This is a genomic window from Actinoplanes sp. NPDC023936, from assembly GCF_040639325.1.
Classification (GTDB): domain Bacteria; phylum Actinomycetota; class Actinomycetes; order Mycobacteriales; family Micromonosporaceae; genus Actinoplanes.
The window spans coordinates 136601-155809 of record NZ_JBEZZR010000016.1; the positions used below are offsets into that span (position 1 = coordinate 136601).

Annotated in this window: 15 protein-coding genes; 8 read left to right on the forward strand and 7 right to left on the reverse strand. The window is 72.4% G+C overall.

Annotated features, from left to right (window positions below; all coding sequences use genetic code 11):
* Positions 1-3630 (forward strand): ALF repeat-containing protein, encoded by a 3630-nt coding sequence (locus tag AB0F72_RS22050; protein ID WP_360434318.1) that lies wholly within the window; start codon positions 1-3, stop codon positions 3628-3630.
* A gap of 2 nt (positions 3631-3632) precedes the next feature.
* Here the strand turns inward: AB0F72_RS22050 and AB0F72_RS22055 are convergent, their stop codons facing one another.
* From AB0F72_RS22055 to AB0F72_RS22080, 6 genes are all read right to left on the reverse strand, one after another.
* Complete coding sequence (locus AB0F72_RS22055; RefSeq protein ID WP_360434321.1) at positions 3633-4706, reverse strand: hypothetical protein; 1074 nt, start codon at positions 4704-4706, stop codon at positions 3633-3635.
* A gap of 2 nt (positions 4707-4708) precedes the next feature.
* Complete coding sequence (locus AB0F72_RS22060) at positions 4709-6442, reverse strand: tetratricopeptide repeat protein (protein WP_360434324.1); 1734 nt, start codon at positions 6440-6442, stop codon at positions 4709-4711.
* A 42-nt stretch (positions 6443-6484) separates the two neighbouring features.
* Complete coding sequence (locus tag AB0F72_RS22065; RefSeq protein WP_360434327.1) at positions 6485-7492, reverse strand: methyltransferase; 1008 nt, start codon at positions 7490-7492, stop codon at positions 6485-6487.
* A gap of 57 nt (positions 7493-7549) precedes the next feature.
* Entirely contained in the window at positions 7550-7876 is a 327-nt protein-coding gene (locus AB0F72_RS22070; RefSeq protein WP_360434330.1) for a TraR/DksA C4-type zinc finger protein, read from the reverse strand.
* A gap of 126 nt (positions 7877-8002) precedes the next feature.
* Entirely contained in the window at positions 8003-8662 is a 660-nt protein-coding gene (locus AB0F72_RS22075; protein ID WP_360434333.1) for a response regulator transcription factor, read from the reverse strand.
* Positions 8659-9837 carry a sensor histidine kinase gene (locus AB0F72_RS22080; RefSeq protein WP_360434336.1) on the reverse strand — a complete coding sequence of 393 codons (1179 nt, stop codon included), beginning with the start codon at positions 9835-9837 and terminating at the stop codon, positions 8659-8661. The genes AB0F72_RS22075 and AB0F72_RS22080 overlap by 4 nt, the downstream gene beginning before the upstream one ends.
* A gap of 110 nt (positions 9838-9947) precedes the next feature.
* Between AB0F72_RS22080 and AB0F72_RS22085 the strand changes: the two genes are divergently transcribed.
* From AB0F72_RS22085 to AB0F72_RS22100, 4 genes are all read left to right on the forward strand, one after another.
* Positions 9948-10871, forward strand: a complete 924-nt coding sequence (locus AB0F72_RS22085) for an ATP-binding cassette domain-containing protein (protein ID WP_360434340.1) — start codon at positions 9948-9950, stop codon at positions 10869-10871.
* Positions 10868-11668: an ABC transporter permease gene (locus tag AB0F72_RS22090; RefSeq protein WP_360434343.1), complete on the forward strand. Its 801-nt coding sequence runs from the start codon at positions 10868-10870 to the stop codon at positions 11666-11668. The genes AB0F72_RS22085 and AB0F72_RS22090 overlap by 4 nt, the downstream gene beginning before the upstream one ends.
* A 69-nt stretch (positions 11669-11737) precedes the next feature.
* The gene (locus tag AB0F72_RS22095; protein ID WP_360434346.1) at positions 11738-12367 is read left to right on the forward strand and encodes a TetR/AcrR family transcriptional regulator; all 630 of its coding nucleotides are present in this window, start codon (positions 11738-11740) and stop codon (positions 12365-12367) included.
* 28 nt (positions 12368-12395) lie between these two features.
* Entirely contained in the window at positions 12396-14789 is a 2394-nt protein-coding gene (locus AB0F72_RS22100; protein WP_360434349.1) for an MMPL family transporter, read from the forward strand.
* Positions 14790-14916: 127 nt separating this feature from the next.
* Here the strand turns inward: AB0F72_RS22100 and AB0F72_RS22105 are convergent, their stop codons facing one another.
* Positions 14917-15270 carry a hypothetical protein gene (locus AB0F72_RS22105; RefSeq protein WP_360434352.1) on the reverse strand — a complete coding sequence of 118 codons (354 nt, stop codon included), beginning with the start codon at positions 15268-15270 and terminating at the stop codon, positions 14917-14919.
* A 662-nt stretch (positions 15271-15932) separates the two neighbouring features.
* Between AB0F72_RS22105 and AB0F72_RS22110 the strand changes: the two genes are divergently transcribed.
* From AB0F72_RS22110 to AB0F72_RS22120, 3 genes are all read left to right on the forward strand, one after another.
* Positions 15933-16367, forward strand: a complete 435-nt coding sequence (locus AB0F72_RS22110) for an MmcQ/YjbR family DNA-binding protein (RefSeq protein WP_360434355.1) — start codon at positions 15933-15935, stop codon at positions 16365-16367.
* A 56-nt stretch (positions 16368-16423) separates the two neighbouring features.
* Complete coding sequence (locus AB0F72_RS22115; protein WP_360434358.1) at positions 16424-16861, forward strand: DUF3592 domain-containing protein; 438 nt, start codon at positions 16424-16426, stop codon at positions 16859-16861.
* Positions 16862-17078: 217 nt separating this feature from the next.
* Positions 17079-19205, forward strand: a complete 2127-nt coding sequence (locus AB0F72_RS22120; RefSeq protein ID WP_360434360.1) for a GDSL-type esterase/lipase family protein — start codon at positions 17079-17081, stop codon at positions 19203-19205.
* Positions 19206-19209 lie beyond the last annotated feature (4 nt).

Consider the following 19209-nt stretch of genomic DNA (forward strand, 5'->3'; position numbering starts at 1 on the left):
ATGCGCCACTTCCTGTTGAGTGTTCTACTCGTCGCCACGGGCGTCGCGGCCGTACCGGCCTCGCCCGCGGCGGCCACCCCGGCGGCCGACCTGGACGCCCGGGACCGCCGCTACGACGCGGTGCGCCTGCTGAACGTGGGCGGGCCGAACGTGAACCGGGCGGCCCGGGTCGCCCTGCTCGGATCCGACGCCGACCTCGCCCAGTTCTATGCCACCGGGCTGCGCGAGGCGCAGCAGGAGGACGACAAGGTACGCGTCGCCGAGTTCGCCGCCCTGAGCGGCACCGCCGGTCTCCAGGCCGCGCAGGACGCGCTCGCCGGTTCCGCAGCGGACCGCCGGATGTTCCTGGACGGCGACTGGCAGGTGTCCTGGTCCGCTGACGAGCGGGTGCGGGTGGCACAGGTGCTGGCGGCCGGCGGGCCGGCGATCCGGGAAGCGGCGCAGCGCGCGCTGGACGGCTCGGACGCCGACATCACCGAGTTCCTCAGCCACGGCCAGTACGCGGCCCGGCGGGTCGACGACCGGGTCCGGGTCTCCCAGCTGATGGCTCAGGGCGGCCCGGCGATGCGGGAGGCCGCCCAGCGAGCCCTGAACGGGACCCCGGAGGAGATCCGCGAGTTCCTGCTGACCGGCCAGCACGTCGCCGCCGCCCGCGACGACGAGTTGTTCAGCGTCTCGCAGCTCGCGGACGCGGCGAAGGAGGCCGGTCAGCTGGCGGCCGCCGAGACGCTCGCCGCGATGGAACAGGCGGCCCGGGCGGTGGAGGTCGCCCGGCTGGCCAGGGCGGCCGCGGAGACCGCCGCCGCCGAGACGGCAGCCGCCGCGAACTCGGCCACCAAGGCGGCCGCGGCGGCGTCCCGCGCGGCCGACGCCGCGTCCCGCGCGGCCGCGGCGGCGCAGACCGCGATCGCGGCGGCGAACGCCGCGAACAACGCCGCCCGCGTGGCGGCCCGGGCGGCCAGCCGCGCGGCGGCCGCTGCCGCCGCCGCTGGTGATGCGGCAGCCCGCGCCAACACCGCCGCGTCCGCCGCCGAGATGGACGCCGGCAAGGCGTCGGCGGCGCGGCAGGCGGCGCAGCGGGCGAGGGACGCGGCGGTGAGCGCCCGGCAGGCGGCGCAGGCCGTGTCCGCGGCCCGGACCGCGTCCCTGGCAGCGGCCGACGCGGCCCGGGCGGCCGGCGGGGCGATCGGCAACGCCCTGGCCGCGGCCGCGGCAGCCGAGGAGGCCGGCAGCCACGCCGCCTCCGCCGGTGCGGCCGCCGCCCAGGCCCGGGCGGCCGCCGCCACCGCGCGGCGCAAGGCACAGGAGGCGACCCGGGCCGCGAACGCCGCCGAACGGCTGGCCCGGGAGTCCGCGGCGGCCGCCGCCGAGGCGGAACGGCACGCCATCGACACGGCCAACCACGCGGAGGCGGCCGCCCGGGCCGCCGACGAGGCCGCCGCGCACGCCGGTCAGGCCGCGGACGCGGCGGAACGGGCCACCCGGCACGCCGCCGCCGCGGTGACCGCTGCCGACGCCGCGACGGCCGCGGCCGAGCAGGCCCGGGCGGTCGAGGGGGCCGCCCGGTCTGCGGACGCCGAACGGCTCGCCACCCGGACCGCGGAGGGCGTGCTGCTCGCCGAGGAGCAGCGAGCCGCCGAACAGGTACGGCTCACGAAGGCCGCCTGGGACGCCGGCGAGGAGTCCCGCCGCGACGAGGAGGTACGGCAGCTGCTGGCCGCGGCACGCGCCCCGGACGCGTCCGCGGACACCGTGGAGGCGAACGGACGCCGCATCGCGCTCCGGTTGTTCGACACCGGCGGACCGTGGACCCGGGCGGCGGCCACCGCGGCGCTGAGCGGGGACCGGGCGGACGTGACAGCGTTCGTGCGGACCGGCGTCGATCTGGCGGCCGGGCAGGACGACCGGATGAAGGCCGGGCACATCGCAGACAGCGCCGGCACCAACACGGCGCTCAAGCGGGCCGCGGAGACCGCGATGGCCGGCACCGACGCGCAGGTCCGCGAGTTCCTCCGCACCCGTCAGTACGACGGCAAGGACGCACAGGACCGGGTACGGATCTCGCAGATCCTGGCGACCGGGGGACCGGCGACCCGGAACGCCGCGACCGCCGCGCTCAACGGCACCCCGGAGGACCGGCACCTGTTCCTGATGACCGGCCAGTACGCCGCCGCCGAGCAGGACGACCGGATCCGGGTGACCCAGGCCGTCGCCGCCGGGGGACCGGAGGTGAAGGCCTCCGGCCGGATCGCCCTGGCCGGCCCGCGTTCGTCGCTGCGGCACTTCCTGATGATCGAGCAGCACCGTGCGCGGCAGCGCGACGACGACGCCGCCGCGCACGTGGCGAAGGTCCGCGGCATCGTGGCCGACGCGTTCCGGGACGCCGCCGAGGCGCGCTCGCAGGCCGCCAAGGCCGCCGAAGCCGCCGCGATCGCCCGCAACGCGGCGGCCGAGGCCGCTGAATGGGCCGACGCCGCCCGGAAGTCGGCGGACCAGGCCGCCGGGTACGCCGAGCAGGCCGCCCAGTCGGCCAGCGACGCCCGGGCGTCGGCGGACCGGGCCGCCCAGTCGGCGCAGGCAGCCCGCAACGCTGCCGCGTCCGCACGGTCGGCAGCGGCGGCGGCCACCGCCTCCGCGCGGCAGGCCGACGCCTCCGCGGGCCGGGCCGCCGGGCACGCGCAGAACGCGCAGGCCGCGGCGCAGCGGGCCCGTGCGGCGGCCGAGGCGGCCGGCAACGACGCCGCGGCCGCCGCCACCGCCGCGCTGGAGGCCACCAAGGCCGCGATCGAGCAGATGAACCGGGAGGAGGAGGCACGCCGCAAGGCCGGGCAGGGTCAGCCCGACCCGCCGGAGTGCACGATGATCCACCTGTCGTACGGCATCGACTGCGAGGGCGGCATCAAACCGCTGCTCGACGCGATCAACAAGAACGACCCGATCTGGTGCACCCACAACTTCGGGTACGGCGGTGTCTGTGACGAGGTCGTCCGGTACTACGACGAGAAGGACGCCGAGGGCCTCGCCAAGACCAAGGCCGTGCTGCAGATCGTGCTGGTGATCTGCGGGTTCATCCCCGGTCCCGGTGAGGCGTGTGACGCGCTGGACGCGATCATCGCGTACGCGGAGGGGGACGAGGAAGGCGCGCTGCTGAGCCTGCTCGCGATGGTCCCGCTCGCCGGGTGGGTGGCCGGCGGCGCCCGGGGCGCCGACCTGCTCCGGGAGCTGAAGAAGTTCCAGAAGCGGGTGGGTGTCTGCCCCACCAACCCGGATCGGGCCAGAGCTCCTGACTGGTGCATCCCGGCGGCCGTGCTGGGCGAGATCGAGGAATATTACGGCCGGGGTGTGCGGCAGGGTGTCGAGTACATGATGAACGAGGCCAACCGGGGCCAGCTGGATCACATACTCAACAACATCGGCAGGAATTCGTGGGCGCTCGCCGCCTACCTGGCGCGGGAGCGGGTCTATGACTACATCGACACCAGATCGGGCCAGGTCCTCCACTGGGACGAGGCCAGCCAGATCCTGGTGGTGAAGCACCTGACCGGTGGTCAGATGGTTCACGCTTACAACTTCACCCGGCAACAGTGGAACGACTACCGGAACAGGGGTGTGTACCAGAGAAGACCATGAGGCTACGGGTCGTGCAGCCAGAACACCGAGTTCTCCGGGCCGCCCAGCTCACCCGGCTCGAAGTCCGGGGGCGGCACGTAGACCAGCGGGCTGTTCACGGCGTAGGCGTCGAACGGACCGGACCGGGACGTGCGCAGGGCCAGGTGGCCCTCGCCGTTCCGGTCCACCCGTATCGTCGTGGTGGCGCGGTAGACCAGCAGCTGGGTGGCGTACAGATGCAGGTCGGCCGGCCGGTCCGCGGGGAAGCCGCCGATGTGGATGTCGACGGTGGCGCCGGCGTCGGGGTTCCGGGGTTCGAGCCACAGCCGCGGGAGGGTCGCCCGCACCGCCGTGAACGTGGCGGTGGCCGTGCGGGAGCCCTGGGCGACGCGGACCCGGTAGCGGCCGGTCGGGCTTCCGGACGGGACCGGCCAGCGTACGCCCATCAGGCTGTCCCAGCCGGTGCGCAGGGTACGTGCCGGGGCCGGCCCGGTGACGGTCACGGTGAGGTCGCGCCCGCTGTCGAAACCGTCCACGCACAGGGTCGGGAAGCTGGGGATCTCGACCACCGGCCGGACGTCCACGCGCGGGGTGGCGGTGCTGTCGCCCTCGTGGCACTCGGGACCGCCGCCGAGGAAGAGGTTGAGCTGGTCGGCCACCCCGTCGGGCGGTGGTCCGTCGTGGGTGAGCAGGTCGTCCAGCGATGCCCGGTCCGGCGCGGGCGGGGCCGGTATGGACGAGGCCGGGGACGACGAGGGCCGAGGCCGGGCCGGTGCGGGCGGACGCGTCGGAGCGGTGGCGCGCGGCGCGAGCGGGGAGCGGGACGACATCCGGGAACGCGGCTGCCCGGCGTGCGGCTGGAAATCGGGCGCCGGCGAGAAATCCCTTCCGAGCTGATCGGTAGCGGGCGGCGTGGGCTGCGACGTCGACGAGACGCCCGGCGCGGGGTAGACCCCCGGGGAGGGGGAGAGCGCCGGTGCGCTCGAGGCGGAGACGATGGGAGCCGATCGCGGTTCCTCGTCGCTCACCCACACGGCCGTGACCGAACCGGCGACCACTGCCACGGCCACCGGGACGGCGATCCGGTACCTGATCATCGTCAGCCTCCGGCGTCGCGGATCCGGGCGTCGACGGCCTCGAACTCGGCCCGGGCCTCCATCGCCCGGTACACCTCACGCAGGTTGCGCAGGAAGATCAGTTCGCGCTCCCGGATGGTGGGCCGGTCGACGCCGATCCGGCCGAGGAGCGTGATCGCCTCCTGGTAGGCCGTCGCCGCATCGGCCAGCCGCGCCGCGTTGCCGCCGGCCGTCAGGTGGGCGCTGAGCGCCTGCCCGGCCCGCGCCTCGGCGGCCAGCCGCGACGACTGGCGGCCGGCCTCCTCGGTCAGGCCCGCTGACGCGTGCACCCGTTGCACGGCGGTGAACTCGGCGTCCGCGTCCGCCCAGTAGTCGCCCTGCTCGGCGATGCTCAGGCACTGATGGGCGAGGCCGAGGCCGAGACGGGCCTTCGTCTCCAGCAGGGCGTCACCGGCGACGGGCAGGGCCGTACGGTAATGGACGATCGCCTCCCGCAGCTTGCCGGCGTGAACGCTGCGCTTGTCACAGCTGGAACCGGCCCGCAGAGCCTCGGCCAGGCCGACGGCGGCCCGGGCGTAATCCGGCCGCCGCGCCAGGGCCCGCCGGAACGCCGTCTCCGCCTCGGCGAACCGGCTGTCCCGCCCGATCGTGTTGCCGAGCATCAGCTGCACCACCTCGGAGGAGGTGTCGACTCGTGCCAGTTCGTGGTCGGCGGCGCGGAACTCCCGTTCGGCGCCGGGATAGTCGTCCAGGGCGTAGCGCCCCAGCCCGCGGACGAACGCCACCACGGCCTTGACGTAGTGCAGGGCGTCGTCGGCGAGCCGCCGGCTCACCTCGATGTTGCCGCGCACCACGTCGGCCGGTTCGGTCAGCCGGAGCTCGTGGCGGCCGACGAACTCCGGCGTCTCGCCGAACACCCGGTCGGTGAGCAGCAACTCGATCACCAGCGTGGTGCGGTCCCCGGCGGTGCGCAGCCGCCCGCTCAGGACCACGTCGGCCCGGTGCTCGGCGGCGAGCCGGGCCGGCTCGGCCGGCCTGACGCCGGCCGGGCCCCGCGTTTCGATGGCGGCGTCCTCGGCGGCCCAGGCCTCCAGATTGTGTACGAGGGTGCGCTGCACCGCCGGCGCCGACTCGAACGGCACCACCAGGATGTTGTAGAGACCGGCCATCGGCGCCGGCGCCCGGGCCTCGGCCGCCGCGACGGTCGCCAGCAGCGCCGCCGCGGCGGTGAGGACGGCGACCAGCCGGGGTAACGGCCGGCGGCGCCGGATGACGGGCGGCGGTTCGGGAGCGGTGCCGGGCGACGGCTCGGGAAGAGTGACGGGCGGTGGCCCGCGAAGGGTGACGGGCGGCGGTCCGGGAGCCGTGACGGGCGTCGGGACGGGTTGCGGCGGGGGAGCCGGGGCGGACGGCGGTGCGGCCGGGCCGACCTGATCCACCGTGGCGGCGGCCTCCCACGTCCGGCGCCACTCCGGCAGCACCCGGTCGATCTCCGCGTCCCGTCCGGCATGGCGCAGGCACCCGGTCACGTACCCCCGGGTGGTCTGCCAGGAGGGGAGCCGGCGGCCGCCGGCCGCCTCGGAGAGCGAGCCGAAGCCGCAGTGGCCGAGGCGGCTGAGCACGCGGTACGAGGGCTGGCCGCACTCCCGCCGGAGATCACGCAACCGTGTCGCGAACGCGACGCGATGGGCAGGCAGATTGGCGTCGATCGCTTCTTCGCGGCGTCCCCGTCGTGCGGCGCTCGCCCCCTCGGCCATCTGACGATCCCCCTCAGCGGACTGGCCGGTATCGACGGAAGTCTACTTCTCGGCGTCCAGGCGCAGTTCCACGATCGCCCGGGTGCCGGCCGGCACGACGGCGGCGACCGCCAGCCCCGCCGCGGCGGCCAGGTCACCGAGCTGGGCGACGCCGCGCTCCCGGCCGTTGACGTAGCAGAGCATCCGCAGATCGCCCTCGGTGCTCGGTTCGCCGGCGGCGTTGTCCTCGATCACCAGCACCCGGCCCGGCGCGCCGGCGGCCTCCGCGCAGCGGCGCAGGATGCGTGTGGCGCCGGCGTCGTCCCAGTCGTGCAGGATGCCGGAGAGCAGGTAGCCGCCGGCGCCGGGCGGGAGCTCGTCGAAGAAGCTGCCGGCCCGGGCGGTGGCGCGATCGCGCAGGCCGGCCGCCTCGATCGCCTCTAGGGCACGCGCGGCCGGGCCGGGCAGGTCGAGCACGGTGCCGCGCAGTCCAGGGTGTGCGGTGAGGATGGCGATCAGCAGGGTGCCGTCGCCGCCGCCCACGTCGACGAGGTTCCCGAGCGCGCCCCACGGGTACCCGCCGGCGAGGGCCGGCGCGTCGTCGCGCAGCCGGGAACCCATCAGCGCGTCGAACGAGGCGGCGCGGGCCGGGTCGGCGGCCACGTCCTCCCAGAACGGGCGGCCGTACCGGTGCGGGTAGGCGGCCGCACCGGTCCGTACCGTGTGCAGCAGGTCGACGAAGGACAGATCGGCACGGCCGATCGCGCCGGTCATGTCCAGCCAGGACCGGATGCCGCCGGGGTAGTCGTCACGCAACTGTTCGCCGAGGTCGGTCAGGCCGTAGACGCCGGGCCGCGGACGGGTCAGCACACCGGCGGTGACCAGGTGGTCCATGACGCGCCGGAGGGTGTCGGGGTGTGCTCCGGTCGCGGTGGCGAGGGCGTCGACCGTACCCGATCCGGCTGTGATGTGATCGCCCAGCCGCAGCGTCGCCGCCACCCGGACCGCCATCGGGGTGATGAGGTCGGCGGCGGCCCACAGGCCGCCGCCCCACGCGGTTTCCTCTGTCATCCCCGGACGATGTCACAGTTTCGGACCGTCCCGGCGCCCGTGATCAGGCGCCGGTGATCAGGCGCAGGTGATGCAGTGGCGGGCGAACGGGCGCGCGGCCAGCCGGTCCGCCGCGATCGGGTGGCCGCAGCGTTCGCAGATGCCGTAGGTTCCGGCGTCCACCCGGCGCAGCGCGTCGTCGACCTCGGTGATCCGCTGGCGGGCGGCGGCCAGCAGCGCGGTCAGCTGGGCCCGCTCGAAGCCGATGGTGGCGCCTTCGGGGTCGTGCTCGTCGTCGGCGTTCGAGTCGCGGGACGCCGCGAACAGGCTCTCCAGGTCGCGGGCCAGGGTCGTGGCCTCGGACTCGGCGCTCGCCCGCAGCAGCACCAGCTCGTCACGCACCATCCCCGCAGCCTAGCCAGGGTTCGTCTCGCGCAGGGAACGCACCATGCGGCTCGCCCGCCTGGATCGGAGCGCACCGCAGCCCCCGGCGAGGGCGGTGCCGACGAGATGCGGCACCGGGCCGTCGTGTCAGACCGACCCACGGGGACTGACCAGCCCCGACTCGTACGCGGTGATCACCAGCTGGGCCCGGTCGCGGGCGCCGAGCTTGCTCAGCAGCCGGCCGATGTGGGTCTTCACGGTGCCCACGCCCAGGTACAGGTGTTCGGCGATCTCGGTGTTGGACAGTCCCCGGGCGATCAGCTCCAGCACCTCCCGCTCCCGGTCGGTGATCGCGTCCAGTCCCACCGGCGGCCCGCCGCCCTGCCCGGTGAAGGCGGCGATCAACCGGCGGGTCACCCGGGGCGCCAGCAGGGCCTCCCCGGCGGCGACCAGCCGGATGCCGTTCAGCAGCTCCGCCGCCGTGGCGTCCTTGACCAGGAACCCGCTGGCGCCGGCCCGGAGCGCCGCGTAGACGTACTCGTCGAGGTCGAAGGTCGTCAGCATGAGCACCCGCACCGACGGCAGCGCCGAGCAGATCTGCCGGGTCGCCTCGATGCCGTCCATCTCCGGCATCCGGACGTCCATCAGCACCACGTCCGGCCGGTGCTCGCCGGCCAGCCGGACCGCCTCGGCGCCGGTGCCGGCCTCGCCGACGGTGGTGAATCCGGGCGACGCGTCGAGCAGTGCCCGGAAACTCTCCCGCATCAGGGCGTGGTCGTCGGCGAGGAGTACGGAGACGTCACTCATGCGGCCTCTTCGGTCGTGGCGTACGGGATCTCGGCCGCCACCCGGAAACCGCCCTCCGGCCGGGGTCCGGTGGACAGCGTGCCGCCGTACATGCTCACACGCTCGCGCATCCCGATCAGCCCCTGGCCGCCCGGTCTGCCGGCCGACCGGCGGCCCCGGCCGTCGTCGCACACCTCGATCCGGACCCGGCCGCCGTCCACCCGCACGGTGACCCGGCACCGGGCCGCGTCCGCGTGCTTCATCACGTTGGTCAGCGACTCCTGCACGATCCGGTAGACGGTGACGTCGACCGCCACCGGCAGCTCCGCGGCGCTGTCGGCGTCCAGGTCGATCTGCGGGCCGGCGGCGCCCAGGCCGGCGACCAGGCCGGGCAGCTGGGCGATGCCCGGCGACGGGGCGAGCTCGGCGGAGTCGTCGTCGGCGCGCAGCACGTCGAGCAGCCGCCGGATCTCGGTGAGCGCCGACCGGCTCGTCTTCTCGATGGTCAGCAGCGCGGCCCGGCTCTCGTCCGGCCGCTGCTCGGCGATGTGGTTCGCCACGGTGGCCTTCACCGCGATCAGGCTCAGGCTGTGGCCGACGATGTCGTGCAGCTCGCGGGCGATCCGTAGCCGCTCCTCGGCGACGGCGTCGCGGGCCAGGCGGCCGGCCGCCTCGGCCTGGAGGGACCGCCGCCACCGGATCAGCCGCCCGGCGATCCACGCCAGCACCAGCGCGATCAGGACGACACCCAGCTCGACCGGCCACCACAGCGCCACCTCGCTGGCGGCGGCGTCGGCCGAGGTGATCCCGGTGCGCGCGTAGAGCCACGGGATGGTGACGGCCGGCGCGGCCAGGCTGCCGGTCAGCGCGATCAGGGCGGTGACCCGCCCGGCGACGGTGGCCGCCGTGTAGAGGGCGAGCACCACCGGGAACCAGGCCACCGCGATGATGCCGAGGCCGATCACGCCGGTCGCGGTCGCGACAGCGGCGGCCGCCGCCACCACGGCCAGCACCGGCAGCGGCCGGCGACGGCGCGCCGCGATCGGCAGCCCGGTAGCGGCGGCGGCCAGCCACACGACACCGACCGGGCCGGTGAACGCGGGGCCGGGCGGGTCCAGAGTCGCGTAGGCGGCGAGACAGGTCAGGAACACAGCGACAGCAGCGTCGAGCAACATCAATCCGCGGGGCCGGGTCACGCGGCCAACCTACCGATCCGCGTGCCGTGGCGCGTCTGACCACGGTCATACATCGGCTTCCGACCGTGGTCAGACGCGCCGGACCCGGTTCCGCCGACACGATGGGACACATGATCGAGCTGCGAGAGCTGACCAAACGGTACGGTCCGACACTGGCCGTAGACCGGTTGTCCTTCGAGGTCCAGCCGGGTGTGGTGACCGGATTCCTCGGTCCCAACGGCGCGGGCAAGTCGACCACCCTGCGGATGATGCTGGGCCTGCACCACCCGACGTCGGGGGAGGCCCTGATCGGCGGCCGGCGCTACGACCGGATCCGCCACCCGCTGCACCAGGTCGGCGCGGTGCTCGACGCCGACGCGGCTCATCCCGGCCGCACCGCGCACACCCATCTCGCCTGCCTGGCCAGGAGCAACGGCATTGCGAGGGTACGGGTGGACGAGGCGCTCGATCGCGTCGGGCTGACGAGTGTGGCGCACAAGCGGGTCGGCGGGTTCTCGCTCGGCATGAAGCAGCGTCTGGGCATCGCCGGCGCCCTGCTCGGCGACCCGGCGGTGGTCGTCCTGGACGAGCCGGTCAACGGCCTGGACGCGGCCGGCATCCGGTGGATCCGCTCGACCCTGCGCGCGCTCGCCGCCGAGGGCCGTACGGTGCTGCTCTCCAGCCACCTGATGAGCGAGATGGCGCTCACCGTCGACCGGGTCCTGATCATCGGCAAGGGCCGGCTGATCGAGGACACGTCGGTGGCCGAGATGGGCGCGAGGTTCGCGCGAGACGTGCTCGTGCGGACACCACGGGCGGACGAGCTGGTCCCGCTCCTGCGCCGGCTGGGCGCGTCGGTGTCGCGTACCGCGGAGGGCGATCTGGTCGCGACAGGTGTGGACGCGCCGGCCATCGGGGACGCCGCCGCGGCCGCCGCGATACCGATCCACGGGCTGACGCCGCGCAGCGCCACGCTCGAGGACGTCTACCTGGAGATGACGAACGAGGCCGTGGAGTACCGGGCCGCGACCATGGAGAAGGAGCTGGTCCGATGACCGCCGTGCGGATTTCCTCCGGAACGTTCCGGGACGCCGTCGCCGCCGAGCTGATGAAGGTTCGCACCCTGCGATCCACCTGGGCCTTCCTGACCGGCGGGGTGCTCGTCACCGCGCTGGGCGCGACGATCCTGTTCCTCATGGTCCAGTCGTACGACGCGGCCGTCCCGGCCGACCGGGCGAACTTCGAGACCGCCGACCCGACCGTGGTGACCATGCCGTTCGTGATGTTCTTCGTCGGCGCGATCGGCGCGATGCTGATCACCAGCGAGTACACCACCCGCTCGATCGGGCCGTCCCTGCTGGCCGTGCCGCAGCGCCGGGTCCTGCTCGGCGCCAAGGCCGCGGTGGCGGGCCTGACCGGGCTCGGCGGCGGGGCGTTCTTCGCGCTGGCGGCCTTCGCCGTCGCCCGGCTCACGCTCGGCTCCCGGCCGCAGCCGTTCAACCCGTGGCCGCAGTGGACGGACGCCGTCCCGACGGTCCTCTGCGCGACACTGCTCGCCGGCGTCACCTGCCTGGTGGCGCTCGGCCTGGGCACCCTGCTGCGGTCGACCGCCGCCGCGCTCACCACGCTGGGAGCGCTGGTCCTGGTCATGCCGATCTTCGCGCACTTCCTGCCGGTCGTCTGGCAGCTCCGCCTCGCCTCGGTCCTGCTACCCAACCTCACCCCGCAACTGGCCGGCAGCGACCACCCCTACCTGCTGTCCCCGGGAGGCGCGGCCGCGGTGACCGCCGGCTACGTGCTGCTGGCGCTGGGAGCCGGCGCCCTCAGCTTCCGCCGCCGTGACGCGGCCTGACGCTCGGCAACGTTAACCTCTGCGTAATTGCACGCGGTGCAACGATGCACTTAGTCTACCCTTGTGACCGTGACTGCTGAGCATGCCGATCGCCGGGCGGCGCTCAAGGCCCGGCATCGGCGGGCGATCCTCGACGCGGCCAAAGAGCTGATCAGTGAGGGTTCCGCGGCGCGGTTCAGCGTGGATCAGCTGGCCGAGCGCGCGGATGTCTCGCGGCGCACGATCTTCAATCACTTCGCGTCGATCGATGACGTCGTCACCACCGTCTGTAGCGACATGCTCGGCGTGGTGATCGAGCGGTTCCGTCAGGTGGTGACCGCCGGCCAGGCCGGGCCGGGCACGCGCGCCGAGGCGTTCGCGACTCTCGCCGAGGCGCTGCGGGCCACCGACGTGCCGGGACTCCTCGCGTTCCTGTGGCGGGCCCTCGGCGGGTTCGACAAGGGGGACCCCCGGCCCCGGCAGATCTTCCAGGCGACGTTCGCGCGGACCACCACGGAATTGGCGCGCGAGTTGGCCGTACGCAATGAGGGTCTTGATCCTCTGGAAGCGGAGTTGCTGGTCAGCGCGCTGATGCACGGCACCGAGGTGATCGCGGAGCACTGGCTGTCGATCACCGGCGCGGCCACCGACGAGGGCGCCCTGGCGCTGTGGCGCGCGTTGCTCGACCGGCTGATCTCGAGCGTCAAAACCGGCTACTAGCGTCAAAAACCGGCTACTAAGGGAAGACATGGCTGAATTGCTGTATCGCGTGGGGCGCTTCAGTGCCCGGCGCGCCTGGGCCGTCCTGATCACCTGGATGGTGGTCCTGGGGCTGTCCGTCACCGCCTACCTCACCCTCGGCGGCACGCTGTCGTCGCAGGTGACCATCCCGGGAACGGCGACGGCGAAGGTCACCGACCAGCTCGCCCAGCGGTTCCCGAGCGCCAGCGGCGGCAGCGGGACGATCGTGTTCCACACCGCCGACGGATCGACGTTCACCACCGATCAGCAGGCCGCCCTCGGCGCGCTGCTGAAGAGCACCGGTGAGCTGGACGGCGTGGCGGCCGCCACCGACCCGTTCACCACCCAGCAGCAGCTGACCGAGCAGGCCCAGCAGGTGCGGGGCGGTCAGCAGCAGCTGGCCGGCGGCCGGGAGAAGCTGGACCAGGCCGAGGCCGCGATCGCGGCGCTGCCCGACGCCCAGCGGGAGGCGCAGAAACAGCAGCTCGCCGCGGAGCGCGCCGAGCTGGACGCGCAGGCCGCGAAACTCGACGTCGCGCAGAAGCTGCTCGACATGTCGTCGAAGATCCGGATGGTGTCCGAGGACGGCACCACCGCTGTCGCCTCGGTCGTCTTCGACGAGGCGCAGATGGACGTCACGCCGGAGACCAAGGACGCCGTCATCGACCACGTCACCGACGGTGTGCCGGCCGGTGTCGAGGCCGACTTCTCCAACGAGATCACCCAGAGCGTGCCGCAGATCCTCGGCGTGGGCGAGGTGGCCGGCCTGGTCGTCGCCGCGATCACCCTGCTGGTCATGCTCGGCGCGCTGATCGCCGCCGCCCTGCCGATCCTGACCGCCCTGGTCGGCGTCGGGGTCGGCGTCACCGCCTCGCTCGCCCTCTCCGGCGCGGTCGACATGCTGTCGATCACCCCGGTGCTCGGCGTGATGCTCGGCCTGGCGGTCGGCATCGACTACTGCCTGTTCATCCTGAACCGGCATCGCCGCCAGCTGCTCGACGGCGTCGAGCTGCACGAGTCGATCGCCCTGGCGAACGGCACCTCCGGCAACGCCGTCGTGTTCGCCGGATCGACGGTGCTCGTCGCGTTGCTGGCGCTCAACGTCACCGGCATCGGATTCCTCGGCCTGATGGGTACGGTCGGCGCGATCTGCGTCGCGGTCGCCGTGATCATCGCGGTCACGCTGACGCCGGCCCTGCTGGCCCTGCTCGGCACCAGGATCCTCCCTCGCCGGCTGCGGGCGACGATCGGGCAGTCGCACGCCGGCAAGGTGCCCTCCTCGCCGATGAGCACCGCGCGGGCGCTGCTCACGGCGGTCGCCGGCCTGGCCGTGCTGATCGTGCTGGCGATCCCGGCGCTGTCCATGCGTCTCGGCCTGCCGGACGGCTCGTCGGAGGCGGAGGACTCCACCCAGTACCAGGCCTACATGCTGATCGAGGAGAAGTTCGGCGCCGGCGTGAACGGCCCGCTGCTGGTCGTCGCGGAGCTGCCCGCCCCGGTCACCGACTCTTCTTCCGAGCAGGCTCGCATCGGCGGCGCGATCATGGCCGTTGACAACGTGACTGCCGTCGCGCCGATCGGGCAGTCCAGCGACAACGAGCTGATCGCCTTCCAGGTGATCCCGGCCGAGGGGCCGAACAGCGAGAGCACCGCGCAGCTGGTGCGCGACCTACGTGATCTGTCGGTGCGCGGCGCTGCTCTGGGCGTGGCCGGCAGCGCCAGCGGCAACATCGACATCTCCGAGCAGCTCTCCGACGTGCTGCCGCTCTACCTGGGCGTCGTGATCGGCCTGTCGCTGATCATCCTGATCCTGGTGTTCCGCTCGATCCTGGTGCCGCTGACCGCCACGCTCGGGTTCGTGCTGTCGCTGTTCGCCACGTTCGGCGGCATCACCGCGATCTTCCAGTGGGGCTGGCTCGGCGCGGTCTTCGGCGTGCACGACCCGGGGCCGGTGCTCAGCTTCCTGCCGACCATCCTGATCGGCATCCTGTTCGGCCTGGCCATGGACTACCAGCTGTTCCTGGTCTCCGGCATGCGCGAGGCCTACGCGCACGGCGCGCCCGCCCGGCTCGCCGTCCGGCAGGGCCTGCACGCCGGCCGCACCGTGGTCACCGCCGCCGCGATCATCATGATCTCGGTCTTCGGCGGGTTCATCTTCAGCCACACCACGATGATCCGGTCGCTCGGCTTCGGCCTGGCGTTCGGCGTTCTGGCCGACGCTTTCCTGGTACGGATGCTGCTCATCCCGGCGGTCATGCACCTGCTCGGCACGTCGGCGTGGTGGCTGCCCCGCTGGCTGGACCGCATCCTGCCCAATGTGGACGTCGAAGGGGCCGCGCTGGAGCGCAGTCACCCGGTGACGCACGCGCCGGCTGAGAAGGAGCCGGTCAGCGCCGTCTGAGTGATGGTGACCGGCGTTCCCCGGAGGGGCGCCGGTCACGCGGCGGCGTTCTTCCTGCTGGGGCGCCGGTCATACGGCGGCGTTCTTCCTGTTGGGGCGCCGGTCGTTCTTCCTGTTGGAGTGCCGGTCATACGGCGGCGTTCAGGACGAAGATGAGCACGATGGCGACGATGGTCAGCACGACGCTCGTCACCGCGGCCAGAGTGCCGGCCGCTACCGGTGAGGCCACCTTGCGGGACAGCGGGACGGCCGTCATCAGCGACACCAGCATCGACGCGATCAGGAACACGACGATGAGCAGGAAGATGAGCTCCGCTGATTCCTTCGCGGTGAAGCACCAGCCGCCGGTGTCGTCACAGGACGAGTCCTCGCGCGGCACCCACTTGTAGAACAGCGCCACCGTGAACGCGGCGAGGTGCCAGCCGAGGGAAACCAGCGCGGTCCAGCGGTATCGCTGATCCTGTTGCACGTTCGCATTCATCGATAAAAGTCTGCGCCCGGCTGTCAATCCCAATATTGAGCCGCAGGGGTACGCGCATGACCGCTCAGCGGACGCAAGTCACAGCACTCGTCTGGATCAACTCGGACGTATTGAGTTGATGACGCGTTGAGTTGATGACGCGTTGAGTTGATGCTGCGTCAACCCAGGTGCGTTGACTTGATGCCGGCGGCGCAAGTCATCTCAACATGTTGCGTCAACCCGGACGTATTGACTTGACGGACATGGCGTCAACACGACAAGTGTGATCAATCCGGCGGCCAGCACACATGACGCCGATCCTGTTCGAGGGTGACGGCACCCGGGTGATCGGCTTCGGCGTGCGCTCACCGCCCGTCTGCACATTGGACGTGTCGCATTTATCCAGCGGGCGGCCCGGTGGCGACCCGGGGTGTCACGATCGGTCACCGCGATGGTGGAGCACTGTGGCTTTGCGTGATTCTGTGGGGCCTGGAGCGTCCACAGCATTCCCGAAGCGCCCGCTTCACCACGGATGCAGGCACACCGGGTGACGATCACGGGCGGGTAGGACGATGTGTACGTCGACGGCCGCTTGAAGCAGTTCGACGAGCGATGACCGGGCGGCCCCGGCGCTCGTTCCGCATCGCCGGAAATTGTCAGGGGGTGCGGTTACTGTCCTGCCCATGTCGCGCCCTGGAGACGTGCCACCGGACATCTTGGACCGCTTGCGATCGATCTGCGATGGCCTGCCCGAGACACGTGAGGAGCCCGCCTGGATCGGCGTCCGCTGGCGGATCCGCGCGCGGACGTTCGCTCATGTGTACGTGCCGGACCTGGATCGCTACCCGGCGTACGCCCGCCATCAGGTCGACGGCGAGGCGCCGACCGTGATGACGTTCCGGGCCCCCGCCGGCGAGTTGCTCGGCCTGACCGCCGGTGGCTTCCCGTTCGTCCGCGCGGAGTGGGGCAGCAACGTGGTGGTCGCCTACCTCGGTGACCACACCGACTGGACGGAGATCACCGAGGTGATAATCGACAGCTATTGCGAGATGGCGCCGAAGTTCCTCGGCGCCAGGGTCGGTGCCGCCGCCCTCCGCTCGCCTGATCAGCCGGCCTGACTTCCGGGAGAGCCGGCTTCCGGACGGCGTTGATCAGGTCTCTTACGCTGAATCGCATGAAGGTCGTCGATGTCGTCGCTGCGGTCGTGCTGAGCGCGTCCGGAGCGGCGTTTCTGGGCCTGGGCCTGGAGCTCCGCTCAGACCAGTCCGCCTACCCCGACGGCATCGTCACGGCGGCAACCACGACCAGCTTCCACACCGAACGTTCCGCCAATCGGCGCCGAACCGTCTGGACCACCCGCTATCGGCCCGTCTACACCTTCCAGACGCCGACCGGCGAGACTGCGACGTTCGCTGATCCGAGAACCGTCACCGAGGCTCCGCAGGTGGGCCGGACAGTCCAGCTCTCCTACCGTGCGGATGAGCCCGGAAGAGCGCGAGTGATCCGTGGCTGGCACGGCTGGACCGGCTTTCCGGTCATGTTCACGGCGGCCGGTGGTCTGCTCCTCGCCTGCGTCTTCTTCACCGTGAGACGCAAACCGAGCCGGGGCTGACATCGGGCCTTCCGTGAGCTGAGCGCCTGACCAGAAAGTCGCCCGGTGCGGCAGCCGTCGCATCGCGTCCGGCGGGCCGTGCCGGCAGGTCAGCCGCCGTCGCCGCAGCCGCCGCCGTCGGAAGCCTTCTGCGGCAGCCGCATCAGCCTCGGCCTGACCGGATGGGTGATAGACGGTGGTAAATATTGACGGTTAGCGTTCGATCGGAGGTGACCCCGTGCGAACTCTGCTGCGCGCCACCATGGTCCTGCTCCTCGTCACCGGGTACGCCGTCGCCGGAACGCCGGCCCGGGCCGCCGCGCCCGCCCGCGTCCTGATCGTCGGTGACTCGATCACCCAGGGGTCGGCCAACGACTACACCTGGCGCTACCGGCTCTGGAAGAAACTGCAGGCCAGCACGCCGGGGGCGGCCGACTTCGTCGGCGATCGGCGGTACGTCTACGACAACATCGCCGAGCAGCAGGGCTCCACCGTCTACGCCGACCCGAACTTCGATCAGGATCATCACGCGCAGTGGGGCCGGCCGCTGATCTACGAGAAGGACACCATCGGCGCGGCGGTCGGCTCCTCGAACCCGGACGTCGTGCTGGTGCTCCTCGGCATCAACGACTTCGCCTGGTTCGGCGCCACGCCGGCGCAGGTGGCCGGGTACATGGACGAGTTCATCGCGAACGTCCGCGCGGCCAAGCCGACCGCGAGCATCGTGATCGGGCACGTGCTCACCCGGTACGACTTCTACGGCAAGCGGGTGCTCGACGCCGCCGCGACCGCCGACCTCAACACCCGGTACGACCAGCTCGCCGCGCAACGGTCGACGAGCACCTCACGGGTCGTCACGGCACGCACCGAGGGCGACTGGGATCCGTCCGCGCACACCTGGGACGGCACCCACCCGAACTCCACCGGTGAGGTGCGGATCGCCGCCACGTTCGCGGACGCCCTGGCCGGGCTCGGCGTCGGCACGCCGTACGGCACCCAGCCGACCAACGTCCCGTGGGCGGTGGCCGGCGGCACACCCACTCTGACCAGCCAGGACCGGGCCATCAAGATCTCCTGGCCGGCCACGCCGGGCGCGAACGCCCACTTCATCGAACAGAAGATCGTCTCGCGCGGGGAGACAGCGTTCACCCGGCTGCCGTACCCGGTGGAAGGGACCACCTGGACCGCGCAGGGCCTGCTCGCCGGATGGACGGTGCAGTTCCGGATGGTGCCGGTGAAAGGGCTGATGGCCGGGTCGCCCGGTGCGGCGCAGCAGGCCACCGCGGGTGGCTCGTTCCCCGCCGACCGGCCACAGCTCTACGGTTCGCCCGGCAAGAACCAGGTGAACCTGTCGTGGAGCCCGGTCGCCGGCGTCACCGGTTACTACATCGAGGTCAAGGATCTCGGGTCGACGAATCCGACCTGGTCGCGGTTGCCGTACCCGGTCGCGGCCACCTCGTTCACGCCGGGGCTGCTCGGGGACGGGCGCTGGTACCGGTGGCGGGTGATCCCGGTCAACGGCACGCTGCTCGGGCCGCAGTCGAACACCGTGGACATCCGCACCGCCGGGATCTCGGCGTATCAGCATTACTGGGGACTCGGCGACTCGTACTCCTCGGGGCTCGGCGCTCGCGGGGACGACGAGTACTACGACAACACCTGTAAGAAGACCACCAAGGCGTACGCGTACCTCGTACCCGCGGGGTGGGAGCCGCGGCCGAACCTCCTGGCCTGCGCCGGCGCCAAGACCGATGAGATCTTCAACGATCAGCTGCCGCGGATACCCCAGAACCCGGGCGACGTGCTGATCACGCTGACCATCGGCGGTAACGACGCCGGCTTCGGGACGGTGATCACCGACTGCATTCGCGGCAACTGCACCGGGCAGGAGGCGGGCCTGCACGCCCGCATCGACGGGCTGCGCAGCCGGCTCGCGGGCACGTTCCTGGCGATCCGCCGCCGCGCGCCCGGCGCCGACGTGGTCGCGGCCGGATATCCGCTGCTCGTCGTGTCGCCGCCGAACGCGCAGTGCTCCAGCGCCTTCGGCGCGGTGATCAGCGATGACGAGAAGAAGATGATGCGGAACCTGGCCTTCCACATGAACCGGGTGATCGCCCTGGCCGCCGAGGACGCGCAGATCATCGCGGCCACCACACAGGTGATGGACCGGTTCTACGGGCACGAGGCCTGCGCCGGGGCCAACGGCGAGTGGGTCAACCAGATCGCCGAGTGCATTGGGTACCCGCTCTGCCCGGGGACGATGCACCCGACGGCCGCCGGGCACGTCGCCTACGCCTTCGCCATCAACGACCGCCGCGCCCAGCTCAACGCGATCGGCGACTTCCGCTTCACGACCGACAACTGAACCG